Below are 22,384 nucleotides of genomic sequence, written 5' to 3' on the forward strand. Positions count from 1 at the left end.
CTGCCCCCTGACAATTCCTGCACAATAAAACAGAGGCGCATATACGATGGAAGTTCAACTGACCCACCCCTACCAGGCCGGCATTGAGCGAGTGCTTGGGGCTTTCTTTAACGAGGATCATATCCTTGAGAAAAACGCTTTGTTGGGCTCCCGTAATGTGCGTGTCGCAGAGTTGGAAAAAGGCGAGACTACGGCAAAGCTGGTTATTGAACGGCAGATGACAACTTCCATGGAGGTGCCAGGTTTTCTTTCCCACTTCCACCGTGAATGGAACCAGGTGCGGCAAGAAGAGCACTGGTTTCGTAAAAGTGACGGCGAATGGCATTGCGAATTTCGTGTGCACATTGAAGGCGTGCCGGCAAAAATCAAAGGCATGATGAGGCTGGAAGGCTCAGATGATGCCTGTACCAATCATGTGACCCTGAGTGTGCGCTGCGATGTGCCGCTGGTGGGTAAGAAGATCGCAGCATTTCTGAGAGACGACTCACACGCCAAAATAGAGCGTGAGTATGCAACCATACTACAGCTGCTATAATGCCCTCTCACGGATGAATACAACGCAATGGATGCGACATGAGCAAAGCAGTTGTTCTTCTCGGAGACTTGGGTTCTGATCACCAGGGCTTCCCGCCTACGCCGGTGCTTGCCGGCTCCCCCGATGTACTGATTGATGGCAAACCAGTTGCCCGAGTGGGCGATCCGCTGGCGCCACACTCCAAACCGAAACATCCTCCACACCCCCGCGCCATTGCTGCGGGGTCTGGCACTGTGCTGATCAATGGCATTCCCGCGGCAGTGACTGGTGGTGCTATTACCTGTGGCGGCGTGACGATTGGGTCCGGGTCGGTGATTATTGGCAGCTAATACAGGTTCGGAGTGCTCAAAGGTTTTCTGTAACGCTCACAACTAAGCCCTCATGTTCGAGGGCTTAGTTGGTGTAGAGCTAATAAAAACGCCTTTGCTGTCAGCGCACCAGCACCCTGGAGAGAAACGCCTGAGTCCGTTCGTTCTGGGGGTTATCAAACACGTCGTCTGGCTTGCCTTCTTCCACAATCTGGCCTTCGTGAATGTAGATCACGCGGTCGGCCACTTCGCGGGCGAAACCCATTTCGTGAGTGACCACCATCATGGTCATGCCTTCTTTTGCCAGTTCACGCATTACGTCGAGCACTTCACCGATCATTTCCGGGTCCAGCGCCGAGGTGGGCTCGTCGAACAGCATCAGGCGTGGTTCCATGGCCAAGGCGCGGGCGATAGCAACTCGCTGTTGCTGACCACCGGAGAGGTGGCTGGGGAATTTGTCAGCCTGGCTGCCAATGCCCACACGTTCCAGTAGGCGCTCAGCTGTAGCGTTGGCAACCACCTCAGATATGTTCTTTACTTTCTGGGGGGCCAGCATGATGTTCTTCTTCACTGTGAGGTGAGGGAACAGGTTGAACTGCTGGAACACCATGCCCACTTCTTTACGGATTTCTGCAAGAACCTGCTGATTGCCGCCTTTCGGAGCAAGCGCCTGGCCGTCTACTTCCAGGTGGCCGGATTCAAACTCTTCAAGGCCATTCACGCAGCGGATGAGCGTGGATTTGCCGGAACCACTGGCGCCGATAATGACCACCACTTCGCCTTGCTCTACTGATAAGTCGATATCTTTAAGGACATGCAGCTTGCCGAAGTACTTGTTCATGCCCTTCATTTGCACAATATGATTCATGGGTCAGGTTCCTTCAGACAGAGGCCAGTCCGCGCCGTTCAACCAGGCGGAGAATCAGGGACAGCGAGAGGGTGATGGCCAGATACATAATCGCGACCACAAAATACACCTCAAAGGCAGTGAAGGTGCTGGCAATGTACACCTGGCCCTGACGAACAAGTTCGCCCACGCCAATAACCGAGAACAAGGAAGTGTCCTTGATGCTCACAATGGCCTGGTTTCCAAGCGGCGGAATCATGCGCCGGAAGGCTTGTGGCCAGATGATTGACCAGAATGTCTGAGTGCGGGACAAGCCCAGAGAAAGCCCGGCTTCTGCCTGGCCTTTGTCGATGGACTGAACGCCACCGCGTACCACTTCAGAAATGTAAGCGCCCGAGTTCAGCGCAATCGCAGCAATGCCCGCAGTAAGAGGATCGATAGGGCCTCCGATCAGATCTGGCAGGCCGTAAAAAATAAACAGAACCTGAACAAGAATCGGGGTGCCTCGGAAGATTTCGATATAGGCCGTTGCGGGCCATTTCAGAAACCATTTTTTATTGATGCTCAGCAAGCCAAAAATGATGCCCAAGGCAAAGCCGATCAACAGGCCGCCAAAGGAAATCATTAAAGTGTAGGGAACCCCCTTGAGAAGGAAGGGAATAGAATTGATGGCTGCTTGCCAGTCGAATTGGAACTGGGAATCCACAGTGTGCGTCTCCGCAGGGGTTGGGGTCAGAAGTCGCCGGAGCACTTAGCCCCGGCGCTACACATCAAAGAGCCTGGCGGCCCTTTAGCCTTTACTTGCCTTCCGGCATTGGGCCAAACCACTTTTCGTAAATGGTTTTGTAGGTTCCGTCTTCTTTCATTGAAGCGAGGGCCTCGTTAACCGCACCCACCCACTTGCTACCGTCTTTCAGCGCTATGCCGTACTGCTGGCCTTCGTACAGTTTGCCAACGGTTTTAACTTTGCCTTTACCCTTGGTGCTGGCGAAGTAGCCAACGTTCGGGGCGTCGTAGAACACTGCGTCTACCGCACCAGACATCAGTGCCATATACATATCTGAGCTGCCCGGATAGGGGGTAACGCCGTTGTTCTTATCCAGATTTTTCTTCAGGAAGTCGTAACTGGTGCTGCCAATCTTGGAACCGATTTTCAGGCCTTCAAGGTCGGTGATTTCTTTTACTTTATCGTTGTTCTGACGAACCAGAATCCGCAAACCGGAGTCATAGTAAGGGTCGGAGAAATCAACGATCTTTTCACGCTCGTCGGTAATGGTAATGCCGGCTATGGCGATATCCACGTTGCCTGTTTGCAAGGCAGGAATTATGCCGTTGAAGTCCATGGTGTTGAGCTTGTAATCAAAGCCCGCACGCTTGGAGACTTCAGCAATAATTTCCATGTCAAAACCGATCATTTCACCGGTTTCCTGGTCCAGCATCTCAAACGGAACAAAACTGGGGTCGGTAGCCACTCGCAAGGTTTCAGCGCTTAGGGTGCTAGCTGCGATGGTAAGGGCCAGGCCTGTACCCAGAGTTTTCAGCCATTTCGTGCTCATGCTTTCTCCTTTCGTTCTTATTGGGGCTCCATTTGCCGGATAAGGCAAGCCGGAAGGTTCACTGTTGATGACCGTGCCGCCCGGGGAGCATTAGTGGAACTGCATCACGTACACTCTAGACTATGACTCAGGTGAACGCCGGAAATCAAATGCTTGGGGAGGAAAACTCCCTCTCCGCGAACGGGAGAGGGGTGGAGCGAAAGGTGGGCGGGAAACCTCAGAAAGAGATTCTCTCCCGCTCACTGATACCCAGATTTTTCCAGATACTGATGCTTGGCTCAGCCTGGTTCAGGGTATAGAAGTGCAACCCCGGGGCGCCGGCTTTCAACAGCTTCTCGCACATATCTGTGATCACTTCCTCACCGAACTTGCGGATGCTGGCAGTGTCGTCGCCATAGGCTTCAAGCTGCTTGCGAATCCAGCGCGGAATTTCAGCGCCGCACATATCAGAGAAACGCACCAGGCTTGAGAAATTCACGATGGGCATAATGCCGGGTACCACAGGAATGGTAACTCCGAGCTTTTCCAGCCGATCGATGAAGTAGAAATAGCTCTCCGGGTTGAAGAAGTACTGAGTAATGGCGCTGTTGGCGCCAGCCTCTACCTTGCGGGCAAAGTTCTTCAGATCTTCTTCAGCATTTCGTGCCTGCGGATGAAACTCCGGGTAGGCCGCTACTTCCAGGTTGAAGTGATCACCGCTGTGCTCACGGATAAACTCAACCAACTCGTTGGCGTAGCGCATCTCGCCGGATGCACCCATACCGGAAGGCATGTCACCCCGAAGGGCGACAATCCGGTTGATGCCGTTCTCTTTATACACATCCAGCAGTTCCGCAATTTCTGCCCGCGTACCACCGACGCAGGAGAGATGTGGTGCTGTTGAAATGCCCTGCTTGTGCAGGTCGAGCACGGTTTCAATGGTGCGGTCCCGGGTGGAACCGCCCGCACCGAAGGTGACCGAGAAAAAGTCCGGATTCACCTCTGCTAGTTGATCGCGAACAACCTGAAGCTTTTCCTTGCCCAAGTCGGTCTTGGGCGGGAAAAACTCAAAGCTGAAGCGGCGTTTGAATTGTTTCTGGGATTGCATCTTGTTACCCGATTAGTACTTGTAGCTTTCTGGCTTGTACGGGCCTTCGACCGGTACACCAATGTACTGCGCCTGCTCCGGAGTCATCTTGGTGATTACGCCACCAAAGCCTTCAACCATGGCGAGGGCAACTTCTTCGTCCAGCTTCTTCGGCAGAACCTGAACATAGATGCCTTTAGTGCGGGCCTCTTCCGGCAGGTCTGCGAACTTGCGCTCGAACAGGTACATCTGCGCCAGAACCTGGTTGGCAAAAGAGCCATCCATGATGCGTGAAGGGTGGCCCGTCGCGTTGCCCAGGTTTACCAGGCGGCCTTCGGAGAGCAGAATCAGGTGGTCGTTTACAGCCTTGTCACGGTAGATCACGTGAACCTGAGGCTTAACTTCGTCCCATTCCCAGTTCTTGCGCATGAACGCAGTATCGATTTCGTTATCGAAGTGACCGATGTTGCACACAACCGCGCCGGACTTCAGAGCCTTGAGCATGTGTGCATCGCACACGTTCATGTTGCCCGTGGTGGTTACCAGAATGTCGGTGTTTTGCAGCAGGGCTTTGTCGACACCTGCTTCGGTGCCGGTGTTAATGCCGTTGATGTACGGGGAAACAACCTCGTAGCCATCCATACAAGCCTGCATGGCGCAGATGGGATCAGCTTCAGTTACCTTAACGATCATGCCTTCCTGACGCAGTGAAGCAGCAGAGCCTTTGCCCACATCGCCGTAACCGATTACCAGCGCCTTTTTGCCGGCCAGCAGGTGGTCAGTACCACGCTTGATGGCATCGTTCAGGCTGTGGCGGCAGCCATACTTGTTGTCGTTCTTGGACTTGGTAACGGCATCGTTCACGTTAATGGCCGGAACTTTCAAGGTGCCGTCGCGCAGCATTTCCTGCAGACGGTGTACGCCAGTGGTGGTTTCTTCGGTAACACCGTGGCAGTTGGCCAGGATTTCCGGATATTTTTCATGGAGCAGAGCAGTCAGGTCGCCGCCGTCGTCCAGAATCATGTTGGGTTCCCAGCCTTCTACGTCGGCACCGATGGTGCGCTCAAGGCACCATTCGTATTCTTCGTCGGTCTCGCCTTTCCAGGCAAACACAGGGATGTTCTGGGCAGCAATGGCTGCAGCCGCCTGATCCTGTGTGGAGAAGATGTTGCATGATGACCAGCGAACGCCAGCGCCCAGCTCGATCAGTGTTTCGATCAGCACGGCTGTCTGGATGGTCATGTGGATGCAGCCCATGATGTTGGCGCCTTTCAGCGGCTGCTCAGCTTTGTACTTTTCGCGCAGAGCCATCAGGGCTGGCATTTCGCCTTCGGCAATTTTGATTTCTTTGCGGCCCCAATCGGCCAGGTTGATATCGCGGACTTTGTAGTCGTTGAAGCTGCTCATTGGTGTTCTCCAGTCAGTTCGGTTTAGGCGCATGAAAAGATTCATACGCCTGAAAATTGTTTAGATACCAGCAGCGTCTTTAAGAGCTGCTGCGCGATCTGTCTTTTCCCACGGGAAGGTGGTGAACGTCTTGCCCGCAACAGTTACTTCTTCCGGTTCGCGACCGAAGTGGCCGTAGGCTGCGGTAGCCCGGTACATGGGGTGCAGCAGGTCTAGCATGTTGGTGATGGCATAAGGACGCAGATCGAAGTGCTGGCGTACCAGTTCGATGATCTTGTCGTCGCCGATTTTGCCGGTGCCGAAGGTGTTTACGGAGATAGACGTTGGCTGTGCCACGCCGATGGCGTAGGACACCTGAATCTCACACTTGTCGGCCAAGCCGGCGGCGACGATGTTTTTGGCAACGTAGCGGCCAGCGTAAGCGGCAGAGCGATCAACCTTCGAGGGGTCTTTGCCGGAGAAGGCGCCGCCACCGTGGCGGGCCATGCCACCGTAGGTGTCTACGATGATCTTACGGCCGGTCAGGCCGCAGTCGCCAACCGGGCCACCGATAACGAATTTGCCAGTCGGGTTGATGTGGAATTGGGTGCCTTTGTGCAGCAATTCTGCAGGCAGCACGTTCTTTACGATCAATTCCATTACGGCTTCTTTCAGATCCGCCTGGCTAACGTCCGGGTCGTGCTGGGTTGAGAGAACAACCGCATCAATACCCACCACCTTGCCGTTTTCGTAGCGGCAGGTTACCTGGCTCTTTGCATCCGGGCGCAGCCAAGGCAACACGCCGTTTTTGCGGGCTTCGGCCTGGCGTTCTACCAAACGGTGAGCAAAGGTGATCGGTGCAGGCATCAGCACTTCGGTTTCGTTGCTGGCGTAGCCAAACATCAGACCCTGGTCGCCCGCGCCCTGATCTTCCGGCTTCTGGCGGTCAACGCCCTGGGCGATATCAACAGACTGTTTGCCGATGATGTTGATGATGCCGCAGGTGTCGGCGTCGAAGCCTACGTCTGAGGAGGTGTAGCCGATGTCTTTGATTACGCCACGAACCAGGTCTTCCAGATCAACCCAGGCGCTTGTGGTGATTTCACCGCCTACGATCGCAACGCCGGTTTTTACCATCGTCTCGCACGCAACGCGGGCGTGAGGATCTTCTATAAGAATAGAATCCAGAACCGCATCGGAGATTTGGTCGGCCAGTTTATCCGGGTGGCCTTCAGAGACCGATTCGGAGGTGAAGATGTTGTAGTCAGACATAGCGTTGCTCCTTTGTGAGCGTTTCGAAATCTTGCCGGTGGCCGCTGCAGGGGCCGGCTGAGTTATTTGTTTTGGTTCGAGGTGTAGGTACTACTACTTACACCAATATCAAAGTTTTTTGATATTCCGTGCCAGAGGCCGGAATCTCAGGGTTTGATGCGTATTCGCTTATCGCAGCGGTAACTGGGTTTTCCAGAATTCCCTCACCTGAATCTGGAAGCCGTTTCGTAAGCCGATAAAAAGCTGCTCACCGGCCTTCAAGCCTGCTGCGGTAGCCCATGCGGTCAGCTCTTCTGGCTCGAAACCAAGCCACAGGTCGCCGCAGTTTTCTTTTGCCCAAATCTGATCGTGCCGGCACAGGTCGCTGATCATCAGACAGCCGCCGTTATTCATCAGGGCTGCCGCATCCAGAAAAATGTCTGCCGGGCTGGGTACGTGGTGCAGCACCATGTTGGCCACTACAAGATCAAACGCATCCCCTCGAGCTAACAATGTGTCGGTAACACCTTCAATCAAATCAATATTGTTCAAATGCTCGTCAATGCAGGTGCGCGTTGCCTTGGCGAGCATGTCCCGGCTGTTATCCAGGGCCACAACGTGGTCACACAGCTCCGACAGCACCGGCAGAAAGCCGCCTTCGCCGGGGCCGATTTCCAAGGCTGTTTGCCAGTGTTTCTTCTTCGTCCGCTTGCGGATCATGTCTGCTACAGGCACGGCATACAGGTCGAACGCGGCAATCAGCTCCTGCTGCTCCCGGAACTGCTCCGAATGCCGCGAAAAGAACGCCTGTGACTGGTCTGCTCGCTGATCACGAATGGACTCAATTTTCTCCTGCAGCTGCGCGGGTAAAGGCGCGCGGTCTACTGCTTCAAAAATCTGACGAATGGTCAGGTCTGTTGGCTTGTCGTTGTCCAGATGCAGCGGGCGACGGTAAAAAATCGCGTTGCCTTCACGCTGCGGCTCAACCAGGCCGGCCTTATGCATCACCTTCAGGTGATGGCTCATGCCGGATTGGCGCATATCGAACAGCTGGCTCAACTCCAGCACACCAAATGTGTCCCGGCGCAGCACTCGCAGTATCTCCAGCCGCAACGGGTCGCCGCTTGCCTTGAAGATCGGGGCAAGAACGTCCACGGAGGATATTTGGTGAGAGTGCGTGCTTAAAGTTGTCATGGTTGCGGAGTGTAAGGGGGTTGGGGCGCTCAATCAATAGGCATATCAAAATTTTTTGATATAGATTTATCATTCTTTGAAATCAGTCTCTTTCGGTAATTCCCAACCGAATAACCCGAGATAAGGCGTACGCCGATTTGCCCCGGCACACCCTAATCGGCGAAAATACGCGCCTTATTTTTAAGCAGCTTTTTATTGCCCTTTGAAAAGCACTGGTTTGTTACTTACTTCCTTGAAAAACATTGGAGAAACGTAAATGCCCTCTCGTAAAGATCTCGCCAACGCCGTTCGCGCGCTGAGCATGGATGCGGTTCAGAAAGCCAAATCCGGCCACCCGGGAGCGCCCATGGGTATGGCGGATATCGCCGAGGTGCTGTGGAACGATTACTTGAGCCACAACCCGGCTAATCCTGAGTGGGCCAACCGCGACCGCTTTGTGCTCTCCAACGGCCATGGCTCCATGCTGCAGTATTCACTGTTGCACCTGAGCGGTTACGACGTTTCTATTGAAGACATCAAAAACTTCCGGCAGCTGCACTCTAAAACTCCAGGCCACCCGGAATATGGTTACACCCCGGGCGTAGAAACCACCACCGGCCCACTGGGGCAGGGCCTGGCCAACGCTGTAGGCTTCGCGCTAGCAGAGAAAACCCTCGCAGCACAGTTCAACCGCCCTGGCCATAATGTTGTTGACCACTACACCTACACCTTTGTGGGCGATGGCTGCCTGATGGAAGGTATTTCTCACGAAGTTGCCTCGCTGGCCGGAACCCTGGGCCTTGGCAAGCTGATCTGCATCTACGACGACAATGGCATATCCATTGATGGCAAAGTTGATGGCTGGTTCACCGACAACACGCCGGCACGTTTCGCAGCCTACGGCTGGCAGGTACTTGCGGGTGTTGATGGCCACGATGCCGATGCCATCAGCTCCGCCATGGAAGTGGCTCGCTCCACTACCGACAGGCCTACGCTGATTTGCTGCAAAACCGTTATCGGTTTTGGTTCCCCCAACAAGCAGGGCAGCGAATCTTCCCACGGCGCGCCTCTGGGTGACGACGAAATTGCACTGACCCGCGAAGCACTGGGCTGGGCTCACGGGCCGTTTGAAGTTCCAGCTGATATCTACGCTGCATGGGACGCCAAAGAAAAAGGCGCCAAGGCTGAAAGCGACTGGAATAAAACTTTCGCAGCCTATGAAAAAGCCGAGCCAGAGCTGGCGGCCGAGCTGAAGCGCCGCATGGCGGGTGATCTGCCAGCCGACTTCTCTGAAAAAGCCCAGGCGTACATTCAGGAATGTCAGGACAAGAGCGAAACCATTGCCAGCCGTAAGGCTTCCCTGAACACCCTGAACGCATACGGCCCAATGCTGCCGGAACTGCTGGGCGGCTCTGCCGACCTGGCTGGCTCTAACCTCACTATCTGGGGCGGCACTAAAGGTGTCACTAAAGAAGACGCCAGCGGCAACTACATCTATTACGGCGTTCGCGAGTTCGGCATGGCGGCCATCATGAACGGTGTTGCCCTGCACGGTGGCTTCGTGCCCTACGGCGCAACCTTCCTGATCTTCATGGAATACTGCCGCAACGCCGTGCGCATGGCCGCACTGATGAAGCAGCGCGCCATCTATGTATTCACCCACGACTCCATCGGTCTTGGCGAAGACGGCCCAACACACCAGCCGATCGAGCAGCTGGCCAGCCTGCGCACCACGCCGAACATGAGCACCTGGCGCCCGGCCGACGCAGTAGAATCTGCCGTAGCCTGGAAAGCCGCTCTTGAGCGTAAAGATGGCCCCAGTGCTTTGATCTTCTCCCGTCAGAACCTGCCAGCTCAGGCTCGTGATGCGCAGCAGTTGGCAGACGTAGCCAAGGGCGCTTACGTGCTGTCTGACAGCGAAGGCACCCCGGATCTCATCTTCATCGCTACTGGCTCTGAAGTAGGCCTGGCGCAAGATGCTGCAGCCAAACTGCGTGAGCAGGGCAAAAAGGTACGTGTTGTTTCCATGCCATCTACCGATGTATTCGATGCCCAGAGCGCCGAGTACAAGCAACAGGTGCTGCCACTGGAAGTGACCAACCGCATTGCTATCGAAGCTGCGATTGCGGATTACTGGTACAAGTATGTTGGCCTGGACGGTCGCATTGTGGGCATGACCACCTTCGGTGAATCGGCACCCGCCGGCGAGCTGTTCAAGGAGTTCGGCTTTACCGTAGAGAACATCCTGGAAGTGTCTGCAGAGCTGCTGGACGCCTGATGACAGACTCCGTGCCCTTTCGTATTGCGATCAACGGGTATGGCCGTATTGGCCAGTGCGTGTTGCGTGCCCTGTACGAAAACGGTTTTCGCGATCACCTGCAGGTGGTCGCGATTAACGAGCTTTCTGATATCGACACCATTGCACATCTGACCCGCTACGATTCCACCCATGGCCGGTTTACCGGAAGCCTGGCAGTGCAGGGGCAGGATTTGATCATGAACGGTGATCCTATCCGCATACTGCGCCATGCAGACCCAGCAGAACTGCCTTGGAAAGAGCTGGATATCGATCTGGTGCTGGAGTGCTCTGGTTCCTATTCAGACCGGGCGACGGCTGAATTGCACCTTCAGGCAGGTGCCAAGCGGCTGCTATTCTCCCAGCCAGCAGAGTCAGACGTCGACCGCACCGTGGTTTTTGGCATTAACGAAATGGAAATCACCGCAGACGACCGCATAGTGGCCGCAGGTTCCTGCACCACCAACTGCCTGGTACCGGTGATAACCGTATTGGATAAAGCCTTTGGCGTGGAGCAGGGCAGCACCACCACCATTCACGCCGCCATGAACGACCAGCCGGTGATAGATGCCTACCACCAGCAGGATTTGCGGCTTACCCGCAGCGCGTTGCACAACATAGTGCCGGTGGATACCGGGCTGGCGCGGGGCGTAGAGCGCCTGCTTCCGCACATGGAAGGCCGCTTCAGCTCTGTGGCCTTGCGCGTGCCCACCATGAACGTGTCTGCCATCGACATGGTGTTCAACGTGCGCGAAGCCACCGACGTACCCTCGGTAAACCGTGTATTGAAGGATGCCGCCGATGGCCCCCTGAAAGGCATCCTCGGGCACACCGACGAATTGCTGGCCAGCTCCGACTTCAACCATGATTCCCACTCCGGTGTAGTAGATGGCGGCCAAACCCGCGTAACCCGGGGCACCATGGTGAAAGTGTTATGCTGGTTTGATAACGAATGGGGATTTGCCAGCCGCATGCTGGATGTAAGCCAAAGCTGGCTGTCCCGGCTTTAAACTCTTTGCCAATTAATTGAATTAACGGAACCCAGATCATGGCCATTAAGAAAATGACCGACCTGAACCTCGCTGGCAAGCGGGTTCTGATCCGCGAAGACCTCAACGTGCCGGTAAAGAACGGCGTGATTTCCAGCGATGCCCGCATCCGCGCCTCCCTGCCCACCATCAAGGCAGCCAGAGACGCTGGCGCCAAAGTGATGGTGATGTCGCACCTGGGCCGCCCGGAAGAAGGCGTGTACGACGAAGCCTCCTCCCTCAAGCCAGTTGCAGACCACCTCACCAAAGCCCTGGGCCAGGAAGTACGCCTGATTAAAAATTACCTCGGCGGAGTTGAAGTGGCCGACGGCGAAGTGGTTCTGTTTGAAAACGTACGCTTCAACAAAGGCGAAAAGAAAGACGACGAAACCCTGGCCAAGCAATACGCGGCCCTGTGTGATGTTTACGTGATGGACGCCTTCGGCACAGCCCACCGCGCCCAGGCATCCACCCACGGTGTTGCACGCTTTGCACCGGAAGCCTGTGCTGGCCCATTGCTGGCGGCAGAGCTGGAAGCCCTGGGCAAAGCCCTGGATAACCCGGCCAAGCCTGTAGTCGCGATAGTTGGTGGCGCAAAAGTATCCACCAAGCTCGACGTACTCAACGCGCTGGAAAAAGTGTGTGACCAGATCATCGTAGGTGGCGGTATTGCCAACACCTTCCTGGCCGCAGCCGGCCACCCGGTAGGCAAATCCCTGTGCGAGCACGACCTGCTGGATACCGCCAGAGACATAGCTTCCCGCGTTAACATCCCGCTGCCGGTAGACGTAGTGGTTGCCAGTGAGTTTTCTGAAAACGCCACTGCAACCATCCGGAACATCGCAGACGTTACCGAAGACGACATGATTCTCGATGCTGGCCCGCAAACCGCTGCTCAGTTCGCCGAGTTGCTCAAGAACGCCAAAACCATTCTGTGGAATGGCCCGGTAGGCGTGTTCGAGTTTGAGCAGTTTGGAAACGGCACCAAAACCCTGGCCGAAGCCATCGCCGAAAGCGATGCCTTCTCACTGGCCGGTGGCGGAGACACAGTGGCTGCCGTTGACAAATACGGCATAGCTGACAAGATCTCGTATATTTCCACCGGTGGTGGCGCCTTCCTGGAGTTTGTGGAAGGCAAAGTGCTGCCAGCCGTAGCCGTACTGGAAGAGCGCGGCGCGTAAAAAGTTCTGACCAGATTTCAAACTAATGTGTAACTAAGGAGACAACCAAATGGCCCTGATTTCGCTGCGGCAACTGCTGGATCACGCCGCCGAGCACGGTTACGGTGTGCCAGCCTTTAACGTAAACAACCTGGAACAGATGCGCGCCATCATGGAAGCCGCCGACAAAACCGATTCCCCGGTTATTGTTCAGGCCTCTGCCGGTGCCCGCAAATATGCCGGAGCCCCCTTCCTGCGCCACCTGATCCTTGCGGCTATTGAAGAATGGCCACACATCCCGGTGGTAATGCATCAGGACCACGGCACCAGCCCCGCAGTGTGCCAGCGCTCCATTCAGCTGGGCTTCAGCTCCGTAATGATGGACGGCTCACTGGGTGAAGACGGCAAAACCCCTATGGATTACGACTACAACGTAGACGTAACCCGCCGCACCGTAGAAATGGCCCACGCCTGTGGCGTTTCTGTAGAAGGCGAGCTGGGTTGCCTTGGCTCTCTGGAAACCGGCCAGGCCGGTGAAGAAGACGGCATCGGCGCCGAAGGCACCCTGGACATGGATCAGATGCTCACCGACCCGGAAGAAGCCGCCGACTTCGTGAAGAAAACCCACGTAGACGCACTGGCCATTGCCATCGGCACCAGCCACGGCGCCTACAAGTTCACCCGCCCACCCACGGGCGACATTCTGGCCATCAACCAGATCAAAGCCATCCACGCCCGCATTCCAGATACCCACCTGGTAATGCACGGCTCCAGCTCCGTACCCCAGGAGTGGCTGAAAGTAATCAACGAATTCGGTGGCGAGATTCCCGAAACCTACGGTGTACCGGTTGAGGAAATTGTAGAAGGCATCAAGCACGGTGTGCGTAAAGTAAACATCGACACCGACCTGCGCCTTGCAAGCACCGGCGCAGTACGCCGCTTCATGGCCCAGAACCCAGCCGAATTCGACCCACGCAAATTCCTGCAGGCCACCATGGTTGCCATGACAGACATCTGCGTAGCTCGTTACGAAGCCTTCGGCTGTGCTGGTCAGGCCAGCAAGATCAAGCCCGTCAACCTGGAGCTGATGTATCAGCGCTATGAGTCTGGTGAGCTGGACCCGAAAGTTAAGTAAGCTGCTTTGAAACAGCCCCGGGTGTCTTGCCTGGGGCTGTGCTATACCCTCCAGACCCCCTCTCGTTAACACCCGCATTCTAGAATTAACTAAATTTTGCAAAAGCCGAAGGTAAATTGCCGCGATATAGTCTAATGTAACCAGCTATTCGTAATGGACGCGCTTGCTAGTTAAGGATAACGGCCGATGACCTCTTTAGTACGACTCCAGATTCTCGATTTCAATTCCGGGTACTTCGCCTCATTTAAGCCTATTGGGCACAGCTATGTCTGTGGCTGCTGCACTGCTGTTTGAAAGAAAACTTAGAGCGGCTATATGAATCAGCAGTCGAGTGTGAAGAAGTGGCTTCATCTACAACACGCACTTGTCTTAATAATCTCGATGCTAAAATGCCTTAATCCCAGAAGCTGGCAATAAATTAGGTGTTTGGTAGCGAAGTTGCGTTAAATATTATCTTTTAGTTTATGAGGCTTTCTGCTGTTTATCGAAAATGAAATGTAATTGCTTTGTTTTCTATGTTCTACACGTCATGTACAACGAAAAAAATCATCAACCATAAACTCATAAAGGAGTTGAAATGAGCAGTAAAGCAATAGAGAAGTTTGGATCAGCTTACGAATATGCAGGATTTTGGGTCAGGGTTGGAGCATCATTGATTGACGGGATTATTATTTTATGTATTACAGTTCCCATTTTGTACATGATTTACGGGGACTCATATTTCTATTCTGATGATTTTATATTGGGTGGCGCTGATTTTTTAGTATCCTATGTGCTGCCTTTTGTCGCGACAGTGTTGTTTTGGGTGTATAAGTCAGCAACGCCAGGAAAAATGGCGGTAAAAGCTATTGTCGTTGATGCTCGGACTGGAAATAGCCCTACAGCTCAACAGTCGGTTATTCGCTATATTGGATATGTTGTTTCTACCATTCCTTTATTTTTGGGTTTGTTCTGGGTGGCCTGGGATAGCAAGAAGCAGGGTTGGCACGACAAAATGGCAGGTACCGTCGTGATCCGCCCAAAGAACAGAGGCGTTCAAAGTGTTGAGTTTACAGAAAGCTAAGAACTAGCTTATATCAATCAAGCCGGGATGGAGCATATTAGCTGCGATTCCTTTTGGTAGAAGACATACCGCAACCATCGGACTTTGCCCTGATATTGAGAACGTAATATCGAATGTGCACCTACCACCAGCCAACAGTACGCCCCACTGTCGCCTGGCCAATAAAACCGGGGGCATAAAAAGGGAATTTAAATGAACTGGTATCTGGAAGTCTTGAAAAAATACGCCGTATTCAACGGCAGAGCGAGAAGATCGGAATATTGGTGGTTTGTCTTGTTCAATATCATCATCAGTCTTGCTCTTGGAGCAATTGATGGGGTTACTGGAACATTTAGCCAAGCAGCCGGGTTGGGCTTGCTTGGCGGGCTATACACACTGGCCGTATTGCTCCCCAGCCTAGCGGTAACCGTGCGCAGGCTTCATGACACTGGCCGGAGTGGCTGGTGGTTTCTGATTATGTTTGTTCCGCTTATCGGTGCAATCGTGCTACTGGTGTTTATGCTTCTGGACAGTAAACCTGGGCAAAACCAGTACGGCGCGAATCCAAAGGCGGTAACCGCCTGATAGTGCAGTTCAGGGGCGGGTGCGCGCATGTGCACCCGTCCTCTGAACAGTCAAAGGGGGAATTATGGAGTTAGCGGTTTTAATCGCGACCGGCTTGCTGGTCGCGGCTACCTTATTACCGTTGTCGCGCCATCCCCATTGGTTTGTAAGGGGAATGGATTTCCCCCGCCTGCAGCTTGCGGTCATCGCAGCAGTATTAATCCTGATTCAAGTCCTGCTCCTGGATCATGCAAAAGCGCAGACCTGGATTCTTGTGAGTGCCACAGCGGTTTGTCTGGCTTGGCAGCTGTGGTGGGTGCTGCCATATACCGTTTTCTGGCGAGCGGAAGTTAAAGCAGAAAAATCCCCCAGCCCGGATCGCAAACTAAGTATTCTCACGGCCAATGTACTAACACCCAACAAGCAAGCCGATGCCTTGCTGCGGTTGGTCAACCAATACAAACCGGATGTACTGGTAACGTTGGAGTCTGACGCCTGGTGGCAGGGTCATCTCGATACCCTGCAACAGGACATGCCCTACAGCATGAAATGTCCTCTGGATAACCTGTACGGCATGCATGTGTACTCCCGCTTGTAGCTTGATGAAACAGAAATATCCTACCTCGTTGAAGAGGGCATCCCTTCAATGCACGCCTTGCTCAAGCTGCGAACGGGCGACCAGGTGCGTGTGCATTTTCTTCATCCTGCGCCACCAAGCCCCACTGAGAATCCCGAATCCGCCGAACGGGATGCCGAGCTGGTGATTGTTGCCCGAACCATCGTAGACAGCGACCAGCCTGTAATCGTGACAGGGGATCTTAACGACGTGGCCTGGTCAGCGACCACACGTTTGTTTCGCAAGCTCAGCGGGCTGCTGGACCCGCGGGTAGGGCGCGGCATGTTCAACACCTTTCACGCCAAATACCTGTTTCTTCGCTGGCCACTGGATCACCTGTTCCATAGTCACCATTTCACCGTGAGTTCGATCAAGCGCTTGCCCTACTTTGGTTCAGATCATTTTGGGCTGTTCACAGAGTTGTCGTTCCGCCCTGTGCGGGGTAAAGATCAGGAAGGGGTGAGGGCCGATGCTGATGACGAGTCCTGGGCTAACTCTATTGCTGACGAACAGGATGTCGATTCGAAGGATGTACCTGCGCCGGGTGAATAGACAATAATACGATTCCTGCTGTTGGTGCGCCCTGGAGGCTTCCGGCGCTTGTCATTAGGAGCACTCGAAAGTGAATCAACCCAAAAACATTGATTCCGTAGTTGAGCTGCAAGGCGACCTTGCACGCAAACACAAAGCCTATGTGCCCACTGAGGCGGAAGCAACCAAAGCGTTGGTCGCTCAGGATTTCGAAACCCTGCAGAAAAACGGCTATGTGATTATCGAAGGGTTGCTCAGTGATTCAGAACTGGAATCAATCCGTGCGGAAGCCTCGCCGCTGCTGAATAAGCCCGGCCGCAATAATTTTGAGGGTGTGAAAACACAGCGGGTTTACAATGTTCTGGAGCAAACCCGGGTTATTGATTCCCTTGCCGTTCACCCGAGAATTACCGGCCTTCTGAATCGGCTTTTTCAGCCAAACTATCTGCTTAGCCAGGCTCAAATCATCAATATCTTGCCTGGAGAAGCCGCCCAACCGCTGCATTATGATGATGGCTTCTATCCCATACCCCGCCCACGCAAGCCCCTTGGTGCCGCTACGGTATGGGCGATTGATGAGTTCACAGAAGATAATGGTGCAACGGTTCTCATCCCGGAAAGCCATCTGCTTGGCCAGGAGATAGTCACCGATCGCAGCAAAACCATTCCAGCCGTTATGCCTGCGGGGTCGGTTGTTTTCTTTCTCGGTACAACTTGGCACGGTGGGGGTAGCAACCAGTCAGCATCATCACGCCTGGCGGTTACGTGCCAGTACTGCGAGCCATGGCTTCGCCCGCAGGAAAATTTCTTTCTGGAATTAAGCCAGGAAACCTTGGCCGCCATTCCTGAACAGCTACTGAGTATGGTTGGCTATTCGATTCATCCGCCTTTTATGGGCATGGTGAATGGTATGCATCCCAAGCGTACTTTGAGTGGTAAGACAAAAGGCAGCTAACACAGCGCTTTGTCTTATTCCTGCAACAGCCCCGTCATTTTCCTTCCGTATGCTGCCCTCTCGATTTGAGCAGCAACGGAGAGTGAAGCATGAGCAAGCAGTTCCTTTACGTGATGATGCTGGCGGCCATTGCCGGCCTCGCCGGGTGTAACAGCGATTCAAACAGCGGCGGTGTTGATTCACCAATAATCAAACCAGACCCGACGCCTGATCCGGAGCCAGATCCAGAGCCGGAACCCAATCCTAAAGTGTTGTTGGAGGAAAACTTTGAAGCCGTGGCCGACGGCAAGCTGCCCGAAGGTTGGGTAGCCATGAGCGGCACGGAGGATATGTTTTACACCAACAATGGCAGCCTGTTTGTAGACGGTCGGGGAAACAACTACACCCCCGTCAGCCTGAAATTGCCCGAGACGCTTCAGGATAAAAGCAACTACCGCATTGATGTTGTGTTTACGATTCAGGAAGCAAACACCAACACTCGCTGGGTTGGTTTCCAGTATCGCGTAGGCATGGGTGTCGAGCCCTACTATCAAATGGCGATTCGCCAGAAAGCCACTGCTGAAAACGGTACAGAGCATGCGCTACGCAACCAGGGCGAGTGGGCGATTGTAGACAAACAACGGTATTCAGAAAACATTGCGTCGGACCAGATGTACACCGCCACAATCGTTGCCCATGGCGATCGGGTTCAGCACTTCCTGAATGGGCAGTTGATGCAGGATTCTGAATTGGACAGCCAGTTTGCCCAAGGGGGTGTGGCTTTCCAGGCGGCCGGTAGTCTTCTTCGGGTTGATGAAGTGACCGTGACCGAGCAATTAACAGCACTGCCGCCATTGTCGCCGATGGCTGAAGTAGCAGAGCTGGATACTGGCGCTTCCATGGCTCCGAGCATTGCTACCGCAGTGCCGACCCTGGCTGAACTGGCGCTAGAGCCGTCCCTCCCGATTTTCTTGAAGCTCGACGACCAGTTGATGCTGACGACCGAAGACGGCGGCAGTTTGGGATATTTGGACAGCCTTCTTGAAGGTGAGCAGTTCAACGCGCTGCCGATGTTTTATGTGACCTCTCAGACCGCCGTGGATGCGCTGGTTCCTGTGGTAGAGAAGCATCAGCTGTTCGACATCACCTTGGTATCAAACAGTGCAGAGCTTTTGCGGGATGCACGGGTAAAAATGCCGATGATTCGCGCGGCGATGGATTTCACGGGTGCGGGCCTGACAACGGCTCCGGCAGATCTTTTGAGCATCACGCAGGAAACCAATCGGGCTAAAGCCAAGATTGCGATACTGCCGGCGCCTCTGCTGGATAAAGCCTCTGTGATATACCTTCAGAACCGTCTGGTATCTGTTTGGGGCAGTCTGGTAGCGCCAACCAACGAGCAAACCACTGACGTGCTATTGGCCGGTGTGAATGGCTTGGTGACGGATACACCCGAGCAGGCCCAAGAGTTCCTGGCCAAACTGCCGGAAAACACCCTGTTGAGAAAGCCGCTGATCGTGGGTCACCGAGGTGTGCCATCACTGGTGGCAGAAAACACCGTGGCTGGCGCTGTGAAAGCCGCCGAGTTGGGAGCGGATGCGGTTGAATCCGATATCTACCTCACCAAGGACAACCACATTGTCGTGATACACGATGGCACCGTGGATAGGACCACCGACGGCACAGGGCCGGTTGAGGAAAAAACGCTGGATGAACTGAAAGCGCTGACGGTGGAAGGCGCACACGATGTGCCGACAATGGACGAGTTCTTTACTGCCTTGAAAGGTAAAGAGGTGGTTCACTTCATCGAGATAAAGAGCGGCAAGCTTGAGATAGTGGAGTACCTGAAGCAGGCAATCGATCGCAATGACGTTTGGGACCAGGTTATCGTAATTTCATTCAACTCCGATCAGTTGCTGAAGTTGCAAGAAGTGATGCCCGGCGTCTCCGGTGGTTTCCTGACCGGCTTTGCTACCGACAGCAATATGACGAAAAACCTGCGCCAGATCCTGAAAGCGACGCAGCTGTATTCGTCTACGTTCAACCCTTCCTATAAAAACCTGTCGCCGTCGGTTATGGAGGCTTCCAGGCACCGTGGCACAACTTTCTGGCCCTGGACGTTCCGGGATCAAACCGAGGCAGAAAGCTACTACCTTGCGGGCACCCATGGCATGACGACGGATTACGCCCAGTGGTTTAGTGATTACCCCGTAAGCGTTGATCCGGTGGTGGGTAACATTAATGTAGCAGCCAATGTTGGCGTGGCAGTGGATGTGACCCTGACCACGCAGCTGGGTGAAACTCAGGCGGCTGAAGCAAATCGCTTCATTGTGCTGACCAGCTCGGTGGACTACACCAACGATGGTGCTTCGCTTATGTTTACAGCGCCCGGCACGGCGACCCTTCTTCCCGTGTATGAATACACGCTGGGCAACGGAGCGGCTTATCGCGTGATTGGCGCGCGTGTGGCAGTAACCATCAACTAAAATGAGTCTTGGGTAGCACCAAGCGATTTTTACTACCTTAAAGGCACGGGGCATACTCCCCGTGCCTTTTTTGTTGGCTTGAGCAAGGCTTGTCAGGCAACCGGCCGCTTTCTCTTTAGTTCCCGGGTCGATTGGCGTTACGCTATTCCTGTGTGGCAAGAAAAAGGCAGCTAACCAATGGTGAAATTAAAGTATGAGCAATGAACAAACGAATAACCCTCTGCACGGCATTACGCTGGAGCAAGTCGTAACACGGCTGCAAGAACATTATGGCTGGGACGGGCTGGCTCAGCGGATCAACATCAATTGCTTCAAAAGCGATCCTTCGATTAAGTCATCGCTGAAGTTTTTGCGCAAAACCCAGTGGGCCAGGGATAAGGTTGAGGGTTTGTATATTTCAACGTTTGCTTGAGGCTGGCGCCGCGAAGGCATACGTTATTCGTTATCAGGTATATGTCATGTCGAAAAAAGTAGTCATGTTTGAGTACGAGAAAGAAACTAAAAACAGTGTGCGCTATAAGGAGGTACCTGATGAAGGCACGGCTCCTATTGTGGGCACTTTGTATGTGCAGAAATGGTTCGCGGGCAGCAGTAAGACGATTGAGATAACGATTGATAAAAAGGACTAGTACGGCACAGATTCAGGCCAACCAAGGTTCTTTGCAATAGGCTTAAGGGGGGCAAGCCGTGAAAGAGACCGGTAAAATCAACTATGTGGAAATGCCGTCACGAGACCTTGACGCCACAAAGAAATTTTTTGGTGATGCATTCGGGTGGGCGTTTATCGACTATGGCCCTGAGTACGTTGCAATTCAGAACGCGGGTCTGGATGGCGGATTCTTTAAATCAGACCATGTGGCGACGACCAGCAACGGAAGTGTGTTGGTGGTTCTTTATAGTAGCGATCTGGAAGCTACGCTCGAAAAAGTGAAGCAGGCTGGAGGGAAGGTTGTTCTGGATATTTTCACTTTCCCCGGTGGTCGCCGTTTTCATTTTAGTGATCCGAGTGGCAATGAATATGCCGTTTGGTCAGAGCCAGGTGCTTAACAAGTCCGAGCGAGTCGGTAACGCTAAGAAAACAATAACACACCTTTTTGATGGCCCGGAACTGGCCGTTTATGAATAAGCGCAAGGAGCGAAATATGAAAAATGAAATGGTTTATGCCATGACTGAGAGCTTTGAGGGCCATGCCCAGAAGACTGAAAATGGCGTTGAGTACTGGCTGGCCAGGGATCTCCAGCAACTGCTAGGTTATAGCGAGTGGCGTAATTTTTTGTCCACTATCACCAAGGCAAAAACGGCCTGTGAAATATCAGGGCATGATATCGGTAACCATTTTGTTGACGTCAACAAAATGGTCGAACTAGGCTCAGGTAGCCAGCGTGAGATAAATGACATCATGCTGACTCGCTACGCCTGTTATCTGATCGCCCAGAATGGCGATCCCAGAAAGCAGGAAATTGCCTTCGCACAAACCTACTTCGCCATGCAAACCCGCAAGGCCGAGCAAATCGAGCAGCGCCTGCTGGAAGCCGAGCGTGTCTCAGCCCGCAAGAAACTGTCCGCAACAGAAAAAGAGTTATCCTATGTGATCTACGAACAAACCGGAGGCAACCAGAACTTCGCCCTGATCCGCAGCAAGGGTGATACTGCTCTGTTCGGTAAAAATACCAAATCCATGAAAGCCCATTGGCAGGTGCCGGATAACCGCCCGCTGGCAGATTTTGCGCCTACTATTATCCTGAAGGCCAAAGACTTCGCCACCGAGATCACAATTCACAACGCCCGCGAAAAGGCCATGAGTCGCGAACCGGAGATCTCGCAAGAGCACGTTACCAACAATGAGGCTGTGCGCCAGACCCTGCTCAGCCGAGGCATTCGCCCGGAAGCCCTGCCACCAGGGGAAGATGTAAAAAAGGTTGAGCGACGTCTGACATCGGCCCAAAAGAAAGCGATTAAAAACCCCGACGGGCTGGAGGAAGAGTAAGCATTGAAAAACACAGCTAAATTATCGGAGTGCAGGAAATACCGTTTCGCCCTGTGGCGAACATGGGATGAATCGAAACCCTATGTGATGTTTGTTGGGCTCAACCCATCCACTGCGGATGAGACAACTGACGACCCAACACTAATCCGATGCATCAACTATGCGAAAGCATGGGGTTTTGGTGGTGTGTGCATGGCCAACATTTTTGCGTTTCGTGCCACTGCGCCAAATGATATGAAGGCCGCAAAGGATCCGATAGGCTCTGAGAATAACGAGTGGCTAATAAAGCTGTCTGGCGATGCGGGTTTGGTTGTGGCTGCGTGGGGAAATGATGGTTCATTTCTGGGCCGTTCTGATCAGGTGAAGGGGCTTCTGCCGAACCTGCACTGTTTGAAGTTGAACAAGTCAGGTGAGCCAGCGCACCCGCTGTATCAAAAAGCGGATAGAAAGCCCGTGCCAATGAGTGATTAAAAACCGCGATT

Annotated in this window: 22 protein-coding genes and 1 pseudogene; 16 read left to right on the forward strand and 7 right to left on the reverse strand. The window is 53.7% G+C overall.

Going from position 1 to position 22,384, the window contains the following annotated elements:
- Positions 1-46: 46 nt before the first annotated feature.
- Together FFI61_RS00510 and FFI61_RS00515 are read left to right on the forward strand one after the other, a co-directional pair.
- A complete protein-coding gene (locus FFI61_RS00510; protein ID WP_200368903.1) occupies positions 47-535 on the forward strand; it encodes a DUF2505 domain-containing protein in 489 nt (162 codons plus the stop codon).
- Positions 536-573: 38 nt separating this feature from the next.
- Positions 574-864 (forward strand): type VI secretion system PAAR protein, encoded by a 291-nt coding sequence (locus tag FFI61_RS00515; RefSeq protein WP_200368904.1) that lies wholly within the window; start codon positions 574-576, stop codon positions 862-864.
- A 100-nt stretch (positions 865-964) separates the two neighbouring features.
- Here FFI61_RS00515 and FFI61_RS00520 read toward each other — a convergent pair whose 3' ends face one another.
- From FFI61_RS00520 to FFI61_RS00550, 7 genes are all read right to left on the reverse strand, one after another.
- Entirely contained in the window at positions 965-1,711 is a 747-nt protein-coding gene (locus FFI61_RS00520) for an amino acid ABC transporter ATP-binding protein (protein WP_200368905.1), read from the reverse strand.
- 13 nt (positions 1,712-1,724) lie between these two features.
- The gene (locus FFI61_RS00525; RefSeq protein ID WP_200368906.1) at positions 1,725-2,396 is read right to left on the reverse strand and encodes an amino acid ABC transporter permease; all 672 of its coding nucleotides are present in this window, start codon (positions 2,394-2,396) and stop codon (positions 1,725-1,727) included.
- 91 nt (positions 2,397-2,487) lie between these two features.
- Positions 2,488-3,246: a transporter substrate-binding domain-containing protein gene (locus FFI61_RS00530; RefSeq protein ID WP_200368907.1), complete on the reverse strand. Its 759-nt coding sequence runs from the start codon at positions 3,244-3,246 to the stop codon at positions 2,488-2,490.
- A gap of 217 nt (positions 3,247-3,463) precedes the next feature.
- Positions 3,464-4,333 (reverse strand): methylenetetrahydrofolate reductase [NAD(P)H], encoded by an 870-nt coding sequence (metF, locus tag FFI61_RS00535; protein WP_200368908.1) that lies wholly within the window; start codon positions 4,331-4,333, stop codon positions 3,464-3,466.
- A 12-nt stretch (positions 4,334-4,345) separates the two neighbouring features.
- Entirely contained in the window at positions 4,346-5,719 is a 1,374-nt protein-coding gene (gene ahcY, locus FFI61_RS00540) for an adenosylhomocysteinase (protein ID WP_200368909.1), read from the reverse strand.
- 60 nt (positions 5,720-5,779) lie between these two features.
- A complete protein-coding gene (gene metK, locus FFI61_RS00545) occupies positions 5,780-6,970 on the reverse strand; it encodes a methionine adenosyltransferase (RefSeq protein ID WP_200368910.1) in 1,191 nt (396 codons plus the stop codon).
- A gap of 168 nt (positions 6,971-7,138) precedes the next feature.
- Entirely contained in the window at positions 7,139-8,143 is a 1,005-nt protein-coding gene (locus FFI61_RS00550) for a metalloregulator ArsR/SmtB family transcription factor (RefSeq protein WP_200368911.1), read from the reverse strand.
- 256 nt (positions 8,144-8,399) lie between these two features.
- Here FFI61_RS00550 and tkt point away from each other — a divergent pair, with 256 nt between their 5' ends.
- The 14 genes and pseudogenes from tkt to FFI61_RS00620 all read left to right on the forward strand — a co-directional run bounded on the left by tkt (position 8,400) and on the right by FFI61_RS00620 (position 22,373).
- Positions 8,400-10,400: a transketolase gene (gene tkt, locus FFI61_RS00555; RefSeq protein ID WP_200368912.1), complete on the forward strand. Its 2,001-nt coding sequence runs from the start codon at positions 8,400-8,402 to the stop codon at positions 10,398-10,400.
- On the forward strand, positions 10,400-11,428 hold the full coding sequence (locus FFI61_RS00560; RefSeq protein WP_200368913.1) for a type I glyceraldehyde-3-phosphate dehydrogenase: 1,029 nt from the start codon (positions 10,400-10,402) through the stop codon (positions 11,426-11,428). Before tkt ends, FFI61_RS00560 begins: the two co-directional genes overlap by 1 nt.
- A 38-nt stretch (positions 11,429-11,466) precedes the next feature.
- The gene (locus tag FFI61_RS00565) at positions 11,467-12,627 is read left to right on the forward strand and encodes a phosphoglycerate kinase (RefSeq protein ID WP_200368914.1); all 1,161 of its coding nucleotides are present in this window, start codon (positions 11,467-11,469) and stop codon (positions 12,625-12,627) included.
- Between the two features lie 49 nt (positions 12,628-12,676).
- Positions 12,677-13,741 carry a class II fructose-bisphosphate aldolase gene (gene fba, locus FFI61_RS00570; protein WP_200368915.1) on the forward strand — a complete coding sequence of 355 codons (1,065 nt, stop codon included), beginning with the start codon at positions 12,677-12,679 and terminating at the stop codon, positions 13,739-13,741.
- A 577-nt stretch (positions 13,742-14,318) separates the two neighbouring features.
- Positions 14,319-14,804: an RDD family protein gene (locus FFI61_RS00575; protein ID WP_200368916.1), complete on the forward strand. Its 486-nt coding sequence runs from the start codon at positions 14,319-14,321 to the stop codon at positions 14,802-14,804.
- Between the two features lie 192 nt (positions 14,805-14,996).
- Positions 14,997-15,368, forward strand: coding sequence for a DUF805 domain-containing protein (locus tag FFI61_RS00580; protein ID WP_200205119.1), 372 nt, complete (start codon positions 14,997-14,999; stop codon positions 15,366-15,368).
- A 154-nt stretch (positions 15,369-15,522) separates the two neighbouring features.
- A pseudogene (locus FFI61_RS18035) lies at positions 15,523-16,515 on the forward strand (endonuclease/exonuclease/phosphatase family protein).
- 70 nt (positions 16,516-16,585) lie between these two features.
- Positions 16,586-17,449, forward strand: coding sequence for a phytanoyl-CoA dioxygenase family protein (locus FFI61_RS00590; RefSeq protein WP_200368917.1), 864 nt, complete (start codon positions 16,586-16,588; stop codon positions 17,447-17,449).
- A gap of 89 nt (positions 17,450-17,538) precedes the next feature.
- Positions 17,539-19,914 carry a glycerophosphodiester phosphodiesterase family protein gene (locus FFI61_RS00595; RefSeq protein WP_200368918.1) on the forward strand — a complete coding sequence of 792 codons (2,376 nt, stop codon included), beginning with the start codon at positions 17,539-17,541 and terminating at the stop codon, positions 19,912-19,914.
- A 193-nt stretch (positions 19,915-20,107) separates the two neighbouring features.
- Positions 20,108-20,326: a VF530 family DNA-binding protein gene (locus FFI61_RS00600; protein ID WP_200368919.1), complete on the forward strand. Its 219-nt coding sequence runs from the start codon at positions 20,108-20,110 to the stop codon at positions 20,324-20,326.
- 46 nt (positions 20,327-20,372) lie between these two features.
- The gene (locus FFI61_RS00605) at positions 20,373-20,543 is read left to right on the forward strand and encodes a hypothetical protein (RefSeq protein WP_200205108.1); all 171 of its coding nucleotides are present in this window, start codon (positions 20,373-20,375) and stop codon (positions 20,541-20,543) included.
- 58 nt (positions 20,544-20,601) lie between these two features.
- Positions 20,602-20,961 (forward strand): VOC family protein, encoded by a 360-nt coding sequence (locus tag FFI61_RS00610; protein ID WP_200368920.1) that lies wholly within the window; start codon positions 20,602-20,604, stop codon positions 20,959-20,961.
- A 95-nt stretch (positions 20,962-21,056) separates the two neighbouring features.
- Entirely contained in the window at positions 21,057-21,902 is an 846-nt protein-coding gene (dinD, locus tag FFI61_RS00615) for a DNA damage-inducible protein D (protein WP_200368921.1), read from the forward strand.
- A gap of 3 nt (positions 21,903-21,905) precedes the next feature.
- The gene (locus tag FFI61_RS00620) at positions 21,906-22,373 is read left to right on the forward strand and encodes a DUF1643 domain-containing protein (protein WP_200205106.1); all 468 of its coding nucleotides are present in this window, start codon (positions 21,906-21,908) and stop codon (positions 22,371-22,373) included.
- Positions 22,374-22,384 lie beyond the last annotated feature (11 nt).

Source organism: Marinobacter sp. DY40_1A1 (genome assembly GCF_016597815.1).
GTDB lineage: Bacteria > Pseudomonadota > Gammaproteobacteria > Pseudomonadales > Oleiphilaceae > Marinobacter > Marinobacter xiaoshiensis.